Source organism: Rosistilla ulvae (genome assembly GCF_007741475.1).
In the GTDB taxonomy this organism is placed as follows: domain Bacteria; phylum Planctomycetota; class Planctomycetia; order Pirellulales; family Pirellulaceae; genus Rosistilla; species Rosistilla ulvae.
Genome location: NZ_CP036261.1, coordinates 840,277 through 856,589 on the forward strand (window position 1 = coordinate 840,277; position 16,313 = coordinate 856,589).

Consider the following 16,313-nt stretch of genomic DNA (forward strand, 5'->3'; position numbering starts at 1 on the left):
TTCCATCGCCGGCTCAATTGGAACGTTTGGACGAAGATCGATGGCAGGAAAACCTTGGTACAAAGATGGCTTGCGATTTGAATGCACGCAGTGTGGCGCATGCTGCAGCGGCGAGCCGGGTTATGTGTGGGTCAACGACGACGAGATCGCGGCGCTGGCCACGCACATGCAGATGACGATCGACGATTTCGAGCACAAGTTCGTCCGCAACGTCGGTGCCGCCAAAAGTCTCGTCGAATACTCCGATGGCGATTGCATCTTTTTAGATCCCGATACCCGCGGCTGTTCGGTCTACGAATCGCGGCCGATTCAGTGTCGCACCTGGCCGTTTTGGGACAGCACGCTGGAGGACAAGGCGGCTTGGAAAGAGACCTGCGACATCTGTCCCGGCAGCGGCGTCGGTAAGCTGTACAACTTCAAGCAGATCGAAGCCCGTCGGAAAGAGAAGAGCGTCTGAGGTCGGGACTGCCGGACGCTAGCTGATACCTCACGGAACTGCGGCTTCCCTTCGCGGCTTGGGCTGCTCTCGTCTTCCCTAGGTTCGATCTGCTAGTCTACGCGCCCGTGGTGCAACTGTTTGCGCCAACCTCTTGCTTTTGCACGATCCTTGGGAAACCCAAATGGACCAAACCTTTTCATATTCCGCGACGATTCGACTTACCTATGCAAACGATCGCGGCATGTTGGGCAGGATCGCAACCGCGATCGGCGAGCAGGAGGGGATGATTGGGGCGATCGATATCGTCAGTTCCAGCGGGCGGGGGATCACGCGGGATGTCAGTGTGAACGCCGCGAACGCGGAACATGTGCAACGGATCGCGGAGCATCTCGAGGCAATTCCGGGGCTGGAACTGCAGACGGTTTCCGACCAGGTGTTTCTGAAACACTTGGGCGGGAAGATCGAAGTCGTCGCGAAGACGCCGATCAAAAGTCGCGATGACCTCTCGTCGGTCTACACTCCCGGCGTGGCTCGGGTTTGTATGGCGATCCATGAGGACGTCGAATCCTCTTACAGCTTGACGATCCGAAAAAATATGGTCGCCGTCGTCAGCGATGGATCGGCCGTCTTGGGGTTGGGAAACATTGGTCCCGAAGCCGCGATGCCGGTGATGGAGGGGAAGGCGATGTTGTTCAAGGAGTTCGGCGGCGTCGACGCGTTTCCAATCTGCATTGCGACGCAGGATGTCGAAGAGATCATCGCCACGGTTCAGCGTTTGGAGCCGACGTTTGGTGGGATCAATCTGGAGGATATCTCGTCGCCGCGATGTATCGAGATCGAGCGGCGGTTGAATGAAACGATGGATATCCCCGTCTTTCACGACGACCAACACGGGACGGCGATCGTGACGTTGGCGGGGCTGGAGAACGCGTTGCGGTTGGTTCAAAAGAAGCTCAACGAAGTCAAGATTGTCATCAACGGTGCAGGTGCAGCCGGGGCGGCGATCGCCAAGTTGTTGCAGTTGGCCGGAGCCGAGCACGTGATTGTGTGCGATCGCGAGGGAGCGATCTTTGCAGGACGAACGACGCGGATGAATCCCGTGAAGGATGAACTTGCAGCGGTCACGAACAAAGATGGCCGGCGGGGATCGTTGCGAGATGTCGTGCAGGGGGCCGACGTCTTTGTCGGCGTTTCGTCTCCCGATGTGCTGACGGTCGACGATGTCAAAAGCATGGCCAGCGATCCGATCGTCTTTGCGATGGCGAATCCCGATCCAGAGATTCGCCCCGAGCTTGCCAACGGGCACGTCGCGGTGATGGCGACGGGACGTTCGGACCATCCCAACCAGATCAACAACGTGTTGTGTTTCCCCGGCTTATTCCGCGGCGTGTTGGATGTTCGCGCAAGCGAAGTCAACGACGCGATGAAAGTCGCGGCGGCCAAAGCGATCGCCGACATCATCACCGACGATGAGCGCTGCAGCGATTACATCATCCCGAGCGTCTTCGATCGACGTGTTGCCGCCGCGGTCGCCAAAGCGGTAGCGGATGCCGCAGCCGAGACGGGTGTCGCTCGGCGTCGTCCCAAAAAAGCGGGCTCGGGGCTGTAAGGGATCGGCGATTCGCTGGGTGCTAGCGACGCCGCGGCATCTTCAAGCCGCAAGCCGTTTTGGATGCGTGGATGCTTCGGTGGCGGAGCATCGGAGTTGCGGCGGGGTATCGAAGGCAAGCGATCAACGAAAAAAGGGACAGGCCGAAACCTGTCCCTTTGATTCATTTTGGTTTTGTGATTGGCGGATCGCCAATCGCCGCAATCGCTACGACTTGTTGGTTGGCGTTTCCGAAGCCTCGCCCTTGTTGCTGTCGTCGTATTTCGCTTCGGGCAGTTCTTCTTTGGCGCGAACCAAGCTGTGGTCGACCGAGAAGTCGCGGGCTCCGCTTGCGTCGCCCGACTTTTCGACAGGCTCTTTCGTGAGAGTCGCGTCGGCGGTGATCATTTCGATTACCTTGCGTTCGACGATCTGGTTTCGCAGGGCATCCATTTGGCCCGATTTTTCCAGGCGAGCACGGACGCGGCGTTCGGGCTGGTCGCTCTGTTCGGCGATCAACGCGATTTCATCGTCATAATCGCTTGGTGCTGCATCGATGTCTTGGTCGTCGGCGATCTTCTCCAGGATGAAGTGTTCTCGCAGCGACGCTTCGGTCTGGGTTTGTGCATTTTGACGCGCCATGTTGGCCATGTTGCGGATGTCTTCTTCCTGGAATCCGCTGCGTCGCATTTCCAGGATTTGGCGTTCCAGTTCGCGTCGCGTTTGGCGGCGTACGAGATCTGGAGGCAATTCCCAGTTGGCGTCTTCGGTCAGCGTCTTGGTGATCTGGCTTCGCAGCGAGCGTTGGCGGCGGTAATCGATCTGCCGTTGCAGGCTTTCGGAGATGAACTCGCGAAGTTCCGCTTCGGTTTCGAAATCGCCCAGTTCTTCCAAGACCGCAGGGGTCAGTTTGGCCACTTCGTTGCGGCTGACTTCAATAACGTGGAACTCGGCTTCGATTTCTTTTCCGCCCAGTTCTGGGTGGGCTTCCTGGCTGACAGTCACCTTGCCGGTGCGGGTTTCGCCTTCGCGTACCCCTTCCATCAATTTGCCGAATTCTTCGCAGCGACCATCGGGGAAGCTGAGGCCCGAACCCAGTTCGACGCGTTCTTCTTCCATTTCCGACAGCGTTTCGCCGTCATGACGGAAGGTCGCGGTCAGCAGCAATTGGTCGCCAGTTTTGGCAGCGTCGTCGACTGCTTCGAATTTCGAGTAACGGGTCATCACGCGAGCGATCGATGCGTCGATTGCTTCGTCGTCGACTTGTTCGTCCGGTTCGGTCAGGCTGAGGCCCTTCCATTCGGGGGTGTCGAACTCAGGGCGGACTTCGACCTTGAATTCAAAGCGGAAGTCGCCGGTTTCGGGCAGTTCGACCGATTCGAAATCGAAGTCGGGTTCGCTGATCGCCGAGAACGCTTGTTCTTCGGTGACTTGTCCCAGGCTGTCCATCAACAGCTGGCCCTTGACCTGGTCCGCAACGCGTTCCTTAAACTGCTTTTCCAGCAGCTTGCGCGGCGCGCGACCGGCGCGAAAGCCAGGAACGCTGGCTTCGGGAGCCAGTTCGTCGTAGGCGTTCTTTAGGTAGCGTTCGACATCGGCTCGAGAGACGGTCACAACAACGTGTCGAAGACAAGTCTGTGGCGCATCGACCGCAACGGTCAGCGTCAGCTTGGTTTCTTCGGTAGTTTCGGACGAACTTAGGGCGTCGGTTGTGGACATGCCGTTGGGGGCCTCTCGAGAGAAAAAAGAGAGTAGAAGAGCGGGTGATGGGATTCGAACCCACGACAACAACGTTGGCAACGTTGTGCTCTGCCAACTGAGCTACACCCGCCTGGAAATTCCTTTACTCTGAATGTTGAACACGTCTTACGTCGGGCTCGGGTTCCATGGAATGTTTCCGTGGTCCGGATGAGCCAGTGATGTTGTTGGCAACACTTGCGTTTGCGTGTTCAGCGTCTCAGTGGGAATGCTGTACGAATTGTTTCGTCGCGAACACCTCTGTGACATGAGGGGAATTATAGAACTCCCGCGATCCCGTGCAAGGCCCGGTGGTAAACTGTAGCGGATAAAAAGGCAGATTAACGGTTCGTGGCGATTTGCCGACCGGTTGCCGGAGGGGAGAATGGCGTGATACGCTGGGCATCGCTGCGGTGAATGCTAGTTTTGTGCCGCGGTTTGGGCGTTTTGTCCCGCCTGGTTCAGTCTGCCTGTTTCACGAAGGTTCCACGTGCCTTACGCCCAAATCGGACCAATCGCCGTCCATCTGCCCGAACGCGTTGAAACCAACGCTTTTTTGCAAGCCGAACACCCCAATTGGGATCTGCAGGTGATCGGGGAAAAGACGGGGATCATGCAGCGGCATATCTCCGCCCCTGGTGAGACCGCAGCCGATCTGGCGGTGAAGGCTTCGGAAAAACTGTTTGCAGAGCACGGCATCGATCGCGAATCGATCGACTTTATAATGCTTTGCACTCAGACCCCCGATTACCCGCTGCCGACGACAGCTTGTCTGCTGCAGCAGCGACTGGGGCTGTCATCGACCTGCGGCGCTATCGATTACAACTTGGGTTGTTCCGGGTTTGTCTACGGTTTGGCGATGGCCGACGGTTTGATCCAATCGGGGGTTGCCCGGCGGATTTTGCTGATAACCGCCGAGACCTATTCGAAATACATCGATTCCGACGATCGCAGTCTGCGGACAATCTTCGGCGATGCCGCGGCGGCGACCTTGGTCCAAGCCAGCGACGAAAAGTCGTTGTGGGGCTTCCAGTTCGGCAGCGATGGGAGTGGAGCGGACACTTTGTTAGTCGCCGATGGTGGTGCTCGCCCCCCCGAAGATGCTCATAAGCCGCGACATCGCAAACGTTGGAAGAGTCGTCTTTATATGGATGGCCCCAGTTTGATCAATTTCACCGTCGGCGCGGTTCCAAAATTGATCGAAGAGATCGTCCAACGCAACGATCTGTCGACCGACGACATCGATTTGTTCCTGCTGCATCAAGCGACTTTTAAGATGTTGGAACAGTTGCGGATCAGTATGGGGGTCGACGAAGACCGTTTGCCGATTCGGCTCCGCGACGTCGGTAATACCGTCTCGGCGACCATCCCCATTCTGATTGACGAACTGCGCGGTGATGGTACGCTGACCAAAGGGGCCACGAACATGCTGGTCGGATTTGGCGTCGGGTGGTCGTGGGCTGGTTGTTTGTGGAAAGATACGTTTGAGCGAGTCGACCGATGACGCAGCTGATGAACGGAAAATTTCTTCTCGCGTCCCCCTATCTGCCCGACAGCAATTTCCAGCGGACCGTTGTTTTTATGGTCAAGCACGATGTCGATGGTGCGTTGGGGTTGATCCTCACCCGTCCCAGCGACCTGCAGTTGCAGCAATTGCTTGAGTCGACGATGGGCAGCACCGCGCTTCGCGAGGATTTGGTTTATCTTGGGGGGCCCGTCGAGGGGCCGCTGTGTGCGTTGCACGAAGATGCCAACTTGGCCGATCTCGATTGCGAGGGGGGATTGTTTGTGAGCAGCGAACAAGAGTCGATCATCCTGTTGGCAAATCGCCCCCAAGCGAGGGTCCGGTTTTTCGCTGGCTACAGCGGCTGGGGGCCTGGCCAATTAGAAGCCGAACTGCAATACGGCGGTTGGTTGATCTGCGATGCCACTGCGGACGAGGTCTTTGGCGATTTTGAGCCGTTGTGGGAATCGTTGGTCAAACGCGTCGGACGCTCGATCATCGGCGAAGCGGTCCCGTCTGCTCCCGATGTCGATTCCCAAATGAACTAGCCCCGAGAGTCGAACACGATGTCGGGACGCACGATCGCCATTGGAGATATTCACGGTTGCAGCCGAGCGCTGCGAACGTTGGTGGAAAACATCAACCCGACGGCCGAGGATACGCTGGTCTTTCTAGGCGATTACATCGATCGCGGATCCGATAGTCGCGGGGTCATCGACCAATTGATCGACCTGCAGCAGCGGTGCAATTTGGTGCCATTGTTGGGTAACCATGAGATCATGTTTATGGGGGTCGTTTGTGGTGGGATGGAGGACAAGATCTGGATGATGTGTGGTGGGAACGCCACGCTGGCCAGTTACGGCGGCGCGCTGCGGCACATTCCTCCAGCTCACATCGATTTTCTGAGGTGTTGCGGCGCCTACTGGGAAGACGAGCAGAATATCTGCGTCCACGCCTCCTACCTGCCCGACCAGCCGATGGATCGACTGGGCGAACAGCATCTGTTTTGGGAGCATCTGTCGCCGGTCGCGCCGCTGCCGCACATCAGCGGCAAGCGGGTTTTCGTCGGTCATACGCCGCAAGCGAATCTGGAGGTGTTGGATCTCGGGCACCTGGTCTGCCTGGACACTTATTGTTTCGGCGGCGGTTGGTTGACGGCGATGGATTTAGACACCGCCGAGGTCTGGCAAGCGAACCTGCACGGGCATGCTCGTCGTCAATTCGGTTTGGCGATGATGCGGCGGTTGCGCGCCGCGGGGAAGTTCGTGCAAGAACGCCTCTCGAGAAATGGTTCGCCAACAAAGCACTAATCAGGCAATGGTTGCATGATCGATGAAACCGCAGTGTTCGCGGCATTTGAAGCGGCTTGGCAGCAACGGCATTATGCGGAAGTCGACCGCCTGTTGTGCGATCCGGCGCTCTCGCGCGACACTGCGGCCGAGCTGGTGATGATCGATTTGGAGTACCGTTGGCGATTCCCTTTGCCGGCGCCAGATTGCGATCGGGCTGTGGTTCCCAATGAACCGCAGGTCGAAGATTATTGCCGACTGCTGCCTGGTTTGGCTGATCACCAGGAGTTGTCAAAAGACTTGCTGAGCGAGGAATACCGGGTTCGATTGCGATGGTCCGAGCCACCAACGCTGGAGGATCTGGCGCGTCGTTTCGGTTGTCTGTCTCGCCAGGTGATCGAAGGGTTGGTTCAGCGAGTTCAGCAGGAGGTCCCGCATCGTTGGATCTCGGTCGTGCGGGGCGAAACCGAGTTGGTGCGGACTCGCTTTCACCGCAGCTTGGAAGTTGGGCGTCAATCGGTCGGGCAACCGCCCCCGTTCGGCGAGGTCCACGTTGCGGAGGGGCGAAAATTGATCATCGCGGCACTCGATAATGTGCAGGTTTCTCGCAAGCAACTGCGGCTTTCGTGTGCGGCGGCCGGCGTTCAGCTGGAAAATCTCTCTTCCCAAGTCGCGGTCAAGGTCGGCTTTCGGTCCTGGGTCCGGCCGGGGCAAACGCTTGAAAACGCCCTGCCCTTGACCGTTGCGATCGGCGATTTGGAACTTCGCATCACGCGCTGATGCTGGCAAATAAGTTCAGGAAAATCGTAACTTCGGGCCGATAACGTTTGGCCGGATTGGATCGGTTGTTCCGATATCGAAGAGGATGCATGTCCGGTGCTGCCACGCTTCAGGTCGGGTGGTTCGATAGCTGCCGCGATTCTTGAATGCGTCGCCTGGAGAGCGTCCAGCGAGATTCCGTGCTGATTGAAGGTCGTGATTCCCATGGCAACTTTGCGCCACTCTATTCTGCTGATTCCAACCGCGACGATCCTGGTGATCGCCGGGGCGACGCTGGCTTGGACTCAAGACAAATCGGGCCCGCAGAGAATCAATCCGTTGGTTGTCAGCGAACCGCGGGCGGGCAGTATTCTGGTCGAAGAAGTTCCCGACCGGCAGCGTCCAGCGATCCCACCACCGGTATCGCGGCCGCAACCCAAGCGTTTGCCGCCAGTCAACGATTTAGCGACGCCGCATGTTGTCGTTCCCCATCGGTTGGAAGGCGAGTATTCGATCCGCAAGGAATCGGCTGCGGCGAACCAAACGAATCAGAAACCAGTCCCGGCGATCGAGCAGGCCGATGAAGCGGTTCTGCCCGTGCCGCAGCCTGCGGTCGAGAATCGTCCGTTGCAAATTCCTGGTCGAGGAGGCAACGCGCTTCAAGAACCGGCCGACGCTGCGCCCCAAAGCCGTGAATTGCCACGCGCCGCTGCGGAGGAGCCGCCCGCCACGGGCGGCATCGAACCGCCGCAGCCGCAGATCGAAAGCGACAGCTTGGGACGCAGCCCCTCCCCTTCGCAGCCCAAGTCACGGGTGCTGAGCGAATTATTGCCTCAGACGCTGCGAAGCGATGGGCCGGCGGAGACTGTCGAATCCGAAACGATTCAGCGTGAGATGCTTCCATCGGAACCGCTGCAGGCGGAGCCGATCGATTTGGGCGTTCGGCAAACGGAGCCCCGCGGCGGATCAGCCGTGGAGTCTCCAGGAGCAAAAGGACACGTGATTCAAGAGCCGATCGGAGGCCAGGCCGCACCAGCCCCCGGAGCCGTCTGGGCGAGATGGTCGCCGTGGTGGCAGGATCAAGTGCAGACTGGTTGCCACTTGGATGATCCTCAGAAGGTGGCCGTCGATTTGGACCAATTGATCACGATCGCCCTGCAGCACTCGCCCCTCTTGGAAATCGTGCGGCTCGATGGAATGCTGCCGCAAACGGGTGGATATGGGATGTCGCGCCTAACGTTGCGTTACGGCCGGCCTCAAACGCCGGGCTGCGATCCGACGTTGATGTCCGAACAGATTTTTATTGCTCGCCATCGGACGGCAGCCAGCCGCAGCGATACGTGCGCGAAAACTGCCGATATGTTGCTGCAGATCGCCGATGCCTATTGGAACGTCTATCGTCTGCGAGGCCTCGTCGCGATCGGCCAGCGGCATCACGACGCGGCGCTGGCGCTGTACGAACAGTCCTCTGGGCAATATGCGTCGGAGCGTGATCGCCAGCGTTTCGTAAAGGTTGAAGCGACGATTCGCCAACGCCGCGCGGATGTCAATTCGACCCGAATCTCGCTGAAGCAGGCTCAGAACGAATTGGCGTTTTTGGTCAGCGTTCCCGGCTGGCAAAAAGATATCGAATTGATGCCACAAGACGTTCCCTGTGAATGCGATCTGCAACGCAGCGAATCGACCGAATTGGAGTTGGCGATGTCGCAACGGGCCGAGGTCCAAGCGGTCCTTCAGCATCTTCAATCGTTGGGCCCGCAATCGCAGCACCAGTTGGCCAGTTCGCGGTTTCCACAGCCGTCCGTGGCCGAGCTTCGCGCGTCGCAGGAACTGGAGGTTGTGATGGATCTGGTTCGCTTGGATGTCAAAGACGCGATGCTGAAGCTGCGCGGGAATTTTGCCCAGATGCGGCTCGAAGCCGAGACGGCCGAAAAGGTTGTCGAAGAGCTGGCGGTGCTCGGTGGCAATTCCAGCATCGAAGCGATATTGGAAGCTCAGGACCGTCTGCGAACGGCGGAATCAAATTATCTGAATTCGCTGGCCCGGTACAACGTGGCGATTTTGCAGTTGCGTCGCGCTAGCGGCCTGTTGTTTGTCGAGACGCCGCTGTAGACCAGCCGCCTGGCTGGGGGAGGCTTTGCCGCGCCGTTGGCGTTCGACGCTCAATTGTCCCGTCGTTGGACGGCGTCGCGCATCTTGGTGATCGCGGAGGTTTGGATTTGGCGAATTCGTTCGCGCGACAGCGACAACACTTCGCTCACTTCCAGCAACGTCTTGGGACTGCCATCCTTGATTCCGTACCGCAGTTCAATGACACGTCGTTCTCGCGGCAGCAACGCCTCCAGGATCGAATTCAATTTCCGATCGCGTTCCTCTCGCTGTAACGCCAGGCTCGGGTCGCTCGTTTGAGATTCGTCGATCAATAGTTCGGCGATCGGTTGTCGTGCCATTGCCGACGTGTCGTCGATCGAGACCATCTCTCGCATCGCTTCCTGAGTTCGCCGAATGTTGGCGATCGACAGTCCCGTCAGGCGGGCGATCTCTTCGACTGTCGGTTGGCGATTGTGAGCGTGGACAAATCGTTCGCTGGCTCGTCGCACGTCGCCAATCCGCGACAACACGCCCGAAGGGACGCGGACGGAGCGGGCTTGGATCGCCACGGATCGCGAGATCGCTTGGCGAATCCACCACGTGGCGTAGGTGCTGAAGCGAAAGCCGCGATCGGGATCGAATTTTTCGATCCCCCGCATCAGTCCCGCATTCCCCTCTTGGATCAGGTCGGAGAAGCCGAGTCCACGTCCGCGGTACTGTTTGGCAACGGGGATCACCAATCCCAGGTGGTGGCTGATGAATTCGCGTTTCTGCGACTGCAGCGACCGTCGCAAGCCTTTGGCTCGCAATCGAACCGAGCGGATGGAGGGGGATTGGTTTCTCGCCGTCGCCGTTTCAAAAGCTTGTTCGAGAATCGGTAAGCGAAGCGGGAGATCGTTGACAAGACGTCGGCAGACGCAGACCCGATGGCGGATCCGCTGCCGCGCGGCCGCCCGTCGCTTTTGAGAAGTCCGGAGGGCGAGAAGTCGTTTCTGATCGATCGCGTTCTCGTGTTCAAAGCGAAGCAGCGATTGGGCCGCGACGGGAAGAGCGCGCCGCAAAAGTGCGACACGTGTCCTATCGTGAGACGCGACATCGATGATCGAATCGACCCGGCGATTGCTGGCCACCACATCGCTCAATAAACCCGCGACCGCACCGATCATCGCCGGTTGGGTGAGCATCGAATGCCGGTAGGCATTGCGGGTTCGCTTGATCCGGCGGGTCGCTTCGACCTCCTCTTCCGGACTCAACAGTTCGGTTCGCGATACCGCAGCAAAGTACTCGGCGATCCCTTCGCTGTCGTTGGGATACCGCCAAGCCGTGGGCGTTGAGCTCCGGTTCATCCAGCTGCTGCGGCTGTTTCGGGTTGTTTTTTCCATGATATCGCCTTTCCAAATCAAGTTGGCAGAGCCAAGTGCAAGGCGATAGATGTGCAATCGGCATGCCGGAAAGCGAAAATCGCAGCCCTTGAGCTTGGGGCGGAGGCGTTTCAGCTCGATTTGAGGGTTGGGGCCCGATCGACAATCGTCGGTTGGAAACCGTACTCCTGGCAGAGTTGGAAGCCCCTCGAAGGATTCGGTTTGGCGAAAGCGAAGGCGAATCGAGAGGCTGGCTGCTAAGGCAAGGCCCGCCAGCGGTATCAGGCGTCGATTGCCAGGGCTTCGTCGATTGGTGTGGGCGATCTTTGGGGGATGCGGCCGATGATGGCGGGGATGCTGTAGCTGGCCGCTGGGTAGACGAAACAGACTTCGAAGGTGTCCCCTCCGGGTTGGCCGAAGTCGTAATTGGTCATGAGTGTCCAGAACGTGAGGCAGAGCAACGCCAGCAGGGCGAGCGTCGCCAGTGGCCACCGATGGGTGCGATGGCAAAACGACGAACATCCCAATAACCAGCCCGCTGTCCCGCCGACACCCAGGATTGTCATCGCTGTCAGATCACGCTGCGTTGGAGCCAGTTGTTTGAAGAGCGTGAACAGCACGGCAAGGAAAGTCGTGAGGATCAACAGACCGCTAATCGAATACTGGGATCGCGTCGCCGGATCGGGATCGTTTGCCAGACGCCAAGCGGGAAAGCCCGCAGCAAAACTTAGCAGCCAGGCGAGCATTGCCGTCGACAAGAAGAAGGGAGCGAAAGATTGGATCGTATCGCGGCCTAAGACCGACGAGGTTGCCGTCGAAAACAAAATGGTGGCGACAAGCAACACCAAACGGAGCGGCAGGCGTGGCCCCTTGGCTAGGCAGCAGGTGGCGACGGTCGCATTCCAGCTGACCAACGTTCCGACAAATACAAAGATGAACCAAGACTCGGGGCCTCGATTTACGATCGCACCGGCAATGAAGCCCATCAATAAGATGACCATTCCCAGGCCGACGATCGCCACGACGGTGAGATCCGAACAGATCGGGCGCGTCGCGAGCGGCGTGGAATCGTTGCCAAGGTTCATTTGCGTTTGCCTGGTTCGTAGAGCGTGGTGCGAAGTGGCGGCGAGAGCTTTTCTGCCGCAGGTCTAGTCTAGGTCGCGCGAGCTCTGCTGGAACGGTTCCCAGCGCTCGTCGGCGATCGCCACCGCCACGACTTCGACTTCGCTGCTGCGATCGACCTCAGCGACCCCCACGATTCCCAGCCCTGGATTGGCTTCGACGAACTGAGTCGCTTTCTGCATCCCGTCGACGAACAGCCCCGTCGCCAGAGCGTCCGATTCCGCAGCGACTTTCGCGATCAGAGTCAGCGACAGCAGGTCGCCGCCGGGCCAGCCGGTCCGCGGGTCGATCATGTGACCGAGTCGTTGGCCGCGATAGTGGAAGAACTGTTTCCCCGAGCCGCTTGTCGAAAGCGATTCGTTCTGCAGCCACACGCGGCCGAGCTTGCGTTGCGGGCGGATCGGATGGCTCAGCGCGATCGGCCAGCCCGGCTCGCCCGGCCGCCGGCTGCCGCGGGCCACGATGCTGCTCTGCCCGCCATGGATCAGGAAGTTTTCAACGCCCGAGGTGACCAGCATCGCGACGGCTTGGTCCAGGGCGTACCCTTTGCCGATTGCGCCGAGGTTGATCCGCATCCCCGGTTGTTTAAAGCGGATCGTTTGCTCTTCGGCGTCGAGTTCCAAGTTCTTGTATCCGACGGCCTGCAGCGCCGCGGCAAGTTCGTCGTCGCTCGGCTTGCGGCCGCTGCGGTTGGTGAAGCCCCAGGCGTCGACAAGCGGACCGGCAGTGATGTCGAACGCGCCGGCGGTTGCTTCCGAAATCGCGATCGCTTGCTGGACGATCTTAAACAGATGTGGATCGACACGGACGGGGCCGTCGGCAGCTTCACGGTTCAGCTTGGAGATGTCGCTGTCGGAGCGATAGACCGAAAAGATTCCCTCCAGCGTGCGGATCCATTCAAGGGCTTCCAACGCGATCTCTGGCGCCTCGCGATCGACGTCGGCCGGCATCAGCACCTCAAACTCCGTCGCCATCGCGGGGCGGATGACCGAGATCAGTTCGCCGGGGCGGGCGAGGCTGGGAGAGTTTTCCGAGGGAGAGGCCGCGTTGTTCAAAGGATTTGCCGAAGGTTGTTTGGGGTGGAGGACGATTCCATTTTAGTACGTTTTAGGTGCGGTAGGGATGAGACTGCGGTGAACGGTTGGCCCGGCGGGCTGTCTATTCTTATATAGACTGGCTTTTACTTTGCCGGGTCGCACGCGGGACTCGAATCGGCGATAAAGTAAAGCCTTGCGCGACGGCGGTATTTGCGTAGGAGGGCTCGCGACGGCGTCGCGAGGCCACGGGCGCGCGGCCCGCACTCAACTTGTTAAAAATTTTACAGCTCTTGGATCGATAGGATTGGAATGAATACGGCGCAGCATGATTTGGTTGTCTTGGGTGGTGGTCCCGGTGGTTACGTGGCCGCGATTCGGGCCGCTCAGCTGGGAATGAATGTCGCCTGCATCGACGAAAATGAACGCTACGGCGGGACCTGTCTCCGCGTCGGTTGCATCCCCAGCAAGGCGCTGTTGGAATCGAGCCATCTGTATCACGACGCCAAGACGTCGTTCTCCAATCACGGCCTGAAGATCGGCGACGTCGAGTTGGATCTGCCGACGATGATGAGCCGCAAGGAGAAGGTTGTCGACACGCTGACCGGCGGCATCAACATGCTGCTGAAGAAGAACAAGGTGACGACTTACAACGGCCGCGGTCGCTTCATCAGCTCCGACACGATCGAGATCGAAGGCAAGACGCCCGCTCGCGTCAAAGCGGCCAAGACGATCATCGCCGTCGGATCGCGGCCGATGTCGTTCCCGTCGATCGAAGAGGATGGCGTGCGGATCGGAAACAGCACGATGGCGCTCAGCTTTCCCGAAGTCCCCGAGCGGTTGGTTGTGATCGGCGGCGGCTACATCGGGCTGGAACTGGGGAGCGTTTGGAATCGACTGGGCAGCAAGGTTGTCGTGCTCGAAGCCTTGGATCGCATCCTGACAGGGATCGATAGCGAACTGGCGTCGATCGCCAAGCGGACCTTCACCAAGCAGGGCTTGGAATTCAAGATGTCGACGTTTGTCGAATCGGCCAAGGTTCAAGGCGATCTGTGCGTGATCAAGACCAAGGCGGGCGAGACGATCGAAGCCGATCGCGTGCTGCTGGCGACCGGACGCGTGCCGTCGACCGACAAGATCGGATTGGATGCCGCCGGCGTGGCGACCGACAAACGTGGCTTCCTGGAAGTCGATGCGAACTACCAAACCTCGGTCCCGGGAATCTACGCGCTGGGCGATTGCATCGGCGGTGCGATGTTGGCTCACAAAGCGATGGAAGAGGGAGTCGTCTGCGTCGAGCGGATGACCGGCATGGGCAGCCACTTCAATTACGATGTGATCCCGGCGATCGTCTACACGCATCCCGAAATCGCTGCGGTCGGCAAGACCGAAGAGCAGTTGAAGGAAGCGGGTGTCGAATACAAGAAGGGAATGGCTCCCTACGGTGCCAACGGCCGCGCTCACACGCTGGGCGAGACCGAAGGCCGCGTGAAGGTCTTGGCCGATGCGAAGACCGACCGCGTGTTGGGCGTTCACATCATCGGCGCCCGCGCGGGCGATCTGATCGCTGAAGCCGGGGCGGCGATGGAATTTGGCGCAAGCGCCGAGGATATCGCTCGCTGCTGCCACGCCCACCCAACGCTCTCCGAATCGTTGCACGAAGCGGCGTTGGGCGTCGATGGACGCGCCTTGCACACCTTTTAATTGGTTGGGCGCATGAGCCCGCAACAGGTTCCGTTTGAGGTATCAGCCGGCACGCGCTAGCGTCCGGTTCTCTGTTGTTGCGGCGAATTCGTCGGGCTCGTTTTATTGAATAGGTACAAACGCAGGAATGCCAAATTCCACAACCGAAGCGATCGGCCATCTGGCCAACTACCCTTGGTTGTTGTTGGCTGTGGTGTTGCTGCCGCTGGTGATCGTCGCGTTGGTTCGCAAGACCTATCCCAGTCGGTTGTGGATCGGGCTGTTGATCATCCCGGCGGCGCTCAGTCTGGCGGTGACGTTGACCGACGCATGGGCTTACGCGGTGATCGCTGTCGACGCGGTGATCCTGTTGGTCGGCTTGGTCGATTATCTGATGTTGCCCGGATCGCGCGGCCTGACGGCGGAGCGGCAATTGGTTCGGACCGCGTCGATCGGTGCGCCGACCTCGGTCGATCTGACTGTCATCAATCGCGGCTCGCGATCGCTTCGCGGCAGCGTGCGGGATGATCTTCCCGAGGGTTTTCTCAGCAGTCCGGAACAGCATCCGCTGCTGCTGCCTTCGCGCAGCCAGTTGACGTTTCGGCGGCGGTTGACGCCGCTGCGTCGCGGCGTGGCGGAACTGACGACGGTCTATCTGGAAGTCGTCAGCGGGCTGCGGTTGTGGCGGCGGCATATCGAGCTGCCGTGCGAATCGAAGCTGAACGTCTATCCCGACATGAAGCAGTTGAGCGATTACGCCCTGCTTGCGCGGCAGGATCGACTGAGTCTGATCGGCGTGCGGCAGTCGCGGCGGATCGGCCAGGACAACGATTTCGAGCGGTTGCGAGATTATTCCCGCGACGATAATTATCGGCACATCGATTGGCGGACGACCGCGCGGCGGAACAAGCTGACCGTTCGCCAGTTTCAAACCGACCAATCGCAACGCGTGATCTTCATGCTCGATTGCGGGCGGATGATGACCAACGAGCACGACGGGATGACGCTGTTGGATCACGCGCTGAATTCGTTCCTGATGATGGCTCACGTCGCGTTGGCTCGCGGCGACGCCGTCGGCATGCTCTGCTTCTCCGACCGGATCCACGCCTACATCCCGCCTCGGACCGGCAAGGCGCAGATGAATCGACTGCTGCAGGCCGGCTTCAACCAGTTCCCTCAGCTTTTCGAATCTCGCTTCGATAAGGCGTTTTTGTATCTCTCCAATCACTGCAAGCAGCGATCGCTTGTCGTGATGGCGACCAATGTGATCGACGAGGTGAACGCCGGTCAGGTGACCGATTACCTGTCGAATCTCGTCGGCAAACATCTGCCGCTGGGGATTCTGTTGCGAGATCATCAGTTGTTCGACGCGGCCGATCATCCGTCAAGCGATCCGCAGCGGTTGTATCGTGCGGCGGCGGCGGCGGAGATCCTGTGTTGGCGGAATCAAGTGATTCAGGACATGAAACACTCCGGCGTGCTAGCGATGGATCTGTTTCCCGAACAGATGACCGCTCCGCTGGTGAATCAGTATCTGGAAATCAAAGCCAAGCACCTGCTGTAACGCGGTTCTGGTGGCTCTGCCGATCCGACAACGGCGCGTCACCGTCAATCCCCTGCCCCGACGGGTTGTTTCGGTGGTGACCTTCCCGGCCAGAGGATCGCAAGTAAAATGCTCGTCTAGATCGTTTTCGCCGGACGCGTTC

Annotated in this window: 13 protein-coding genes and 1 tRNA gene; 9 read left to right on the forward strand and 5 right to left on the reverse strand. The window is 59.2% G+C overall.

From position 1 onward, the window contains the following. Positions 1-40: 40 nt before the first annotated feature. Together EC9_RS03100 and EC9_RS03105 are read left to right on the forward strand one after the other, a co-directional pair. Positions 41-457 carry a YkgJ family cysteine cluster protein gene (locus EC9_RS03100; RefSeq protein ID WP_145342273.1) on the forward strand — a complete coding sequence of 139 codons (417 nt, stop codon included), beginning with the start codon at positions 41-43 and terminating at the stop codon, positions 455-457. Positions 458-620: 163 nt separating this feature from the next. Next, a complete protein-coding gene (locus tag EC9_RS03105; protein WP_145342275.1) occupies positions 621-2,048 on the forward strand; it encodes an NAD-dependent malic enzyme in 1,428 nt (475 codons plus the stop codon). A gap of 207 nt (positions 2,049-2,255) precedes the next feature. On the opposite strand, the gene tig is transcribed toward EC9_RS03105, so the two are convergent. Both tig and EC9_RS03115 read right to left on the reverse strand, forming a co-directional pair. Next, positions 2,256-3,746, reverse strand: a complete 1,491-nt coding sequence (gene tig, locus EC9_RS03110; RefSeq protein WP_145342277.1) for a trigger factor — start codon at positions 3,744-3,746, stop codon at positions 2,256-2,258. Between the two features lie 39 nt (positions 3,747-3,785). Next, positions 3,786-3,858, reverse strand: a tRNA-Gly gene (locus EC9_RS03115). Between the two features lie 396 nt (positions 3,859-4,254). Here EC9_RS03115 and EC9_RS03120 point away from each other — a divergent pair. The 5 genes from EC9_RS03120 to EC9_RS03140 all read left to right on the forward strand — a co-directional run bounded on the left by EC9_RS03120 (position 4,255) and on the right by EC9_RS03140 (position 9,428). After that, positions 4,255-5,268: a ketoacyl-ACP synthase III gene (locus tag EC9_RS03120; RefSeq protein WP_145342279.1), complete on the forward strand. Its 1,014-nt coding sequence runs from the start codon at positions 4,255-4,257 to the stop codon at positions 5,266-5,268. Next, positions 5,265-5,816, forward strand: coding sequence for a YqgE/AlgH family protein (locus EC9_RS03125; RefSeq protein WP_145342281.1), 552 nt, complete (start codon positions 5,265-5,267; stop codon positions 5,814-5,816). The genes EC9_RS03120 and EC9_RS03125 overlap by 4 nt, the downstream gene beginning before the upstream one ends. An 18-nt stretch (positions 5,817-5,834) precedes the next feature. Further along, positions 5,835-6,578 (forward strand): metallophosphoesterase family protein, encoded by a 744-nt coding sequence (locus tag EC9_RS03130; RefSeq protein ID WP_145342283.1) that lies wholly within the window; start codon positions 5,835-5,837, stop codon positions 6,576-6,578. Positions 6,579-6,593: 15 nt separating this feature from the next. After that, complete coding sequence (locus tag EC9_RS03135; RefSeq protein WP_145342285.1) at positions 6,594-7,337, forward strand: hypothetical protein; 744 nt, start codon at positions 6,594-6,596, stop codon at positions 7,335-7,337. Positions 7,338-7,541: 204 nt separating this feature from the next. Next, positions 7,542-9,428: a TolC family protein gene (locus EC9_RS03140; protein ID WP_145342288.1), complete on the forward strand. Its 1,887-nt coding sequence runs from the start codon at positions 7,542-7,544 to the stop codon at positions 9,426-9,428. A 50-nt stretch (positions 9,429-9,478) separates the two neighbouring features. On the opposite strand, the gene EC9_RS03145 is transcribed toward EC9_RS03140, so the two are convergent. The 3 genes from EC9_RS03145 to EC9_RS03155 all read right to left on the reverse strand — a co-directional run bounded on the left by EC9_RS03145 (position 9,479) and on the right by EC9_RS03155 (position 12,945). Beyond that, positions 9,479-10,789 (reverse strand): sigma-70 family RNA polymerase sigma factor, encoded by a 1,311-nt coding sequence (locus tag EC9_RS03145; protein ID WP_218934555.1) that lies wholly within the window; start codon positions 10,787-10,789, stop codon positions 9,479-9,481. Positions 10,790-11,049: 260 nt separating this feature from the next. Further along, the gene (locus tag EC9_RS26370; protein WP_218934556.1) at positions 11,050-11,853 is read right to left on the reverse strand and encodes a hypothetical protein; all 804 of its coding nucleotides are present in this window, start codon (positions 11,851-11,853) and stop codon (positions 11,050-11,052) included. Positions 11,854-11,916: 63 nt separating this feature from the next. After that, positions 11,917-12,945 carry an FAD:protein FMN transferase gene (locus EC9_RS03155; protein WP_145342294.1) on the reverse strand — a complete coding sequence of 343 codons (1,029 nt, stop codon included), beginning with the start codon at positions 12,943-12,945 and terminating at the stop codon, positions 11,917-11,919. Positions 12,946-13,236: 291 nt separating this feature from the next. Between EC9_RS03155 and lpdA the strand changes: the two genes are divergently transcribed. Both lpdA and EC9_RS03165 read left to right on the forward strand, forming a co-directional pair. Beyond that, positions 13,237-14,628: a dihydrolipoyl dehydrogenase gene (lpdA, locus tag EC9_RS03160; protein ID WP_145342296.1), complete on the forward strand. Its 1,392-nt coding sequence runs from the start codon at positions 13,237-13,239 to the stop codon at positions 14,626-14,628. A gap of 127 nt (positions 14,629-14,755) precedes the next feature. Further along, positions 14,756-16,171 carry a DUF58 domain-containing protein gene (locus EC9_RS03165; RefSeq protein WP_145342298.1) on the forward strand — a complete coding sequence of 472 codons (1,416 nt, stop codon included), beginning with the start codon at positions 14,756-14,758 and terminating at the stop codon, positions 16,169-16,171. The last annotated feature ends 142 nt before the right edge of the window (positions 16,172-16,313 follow it).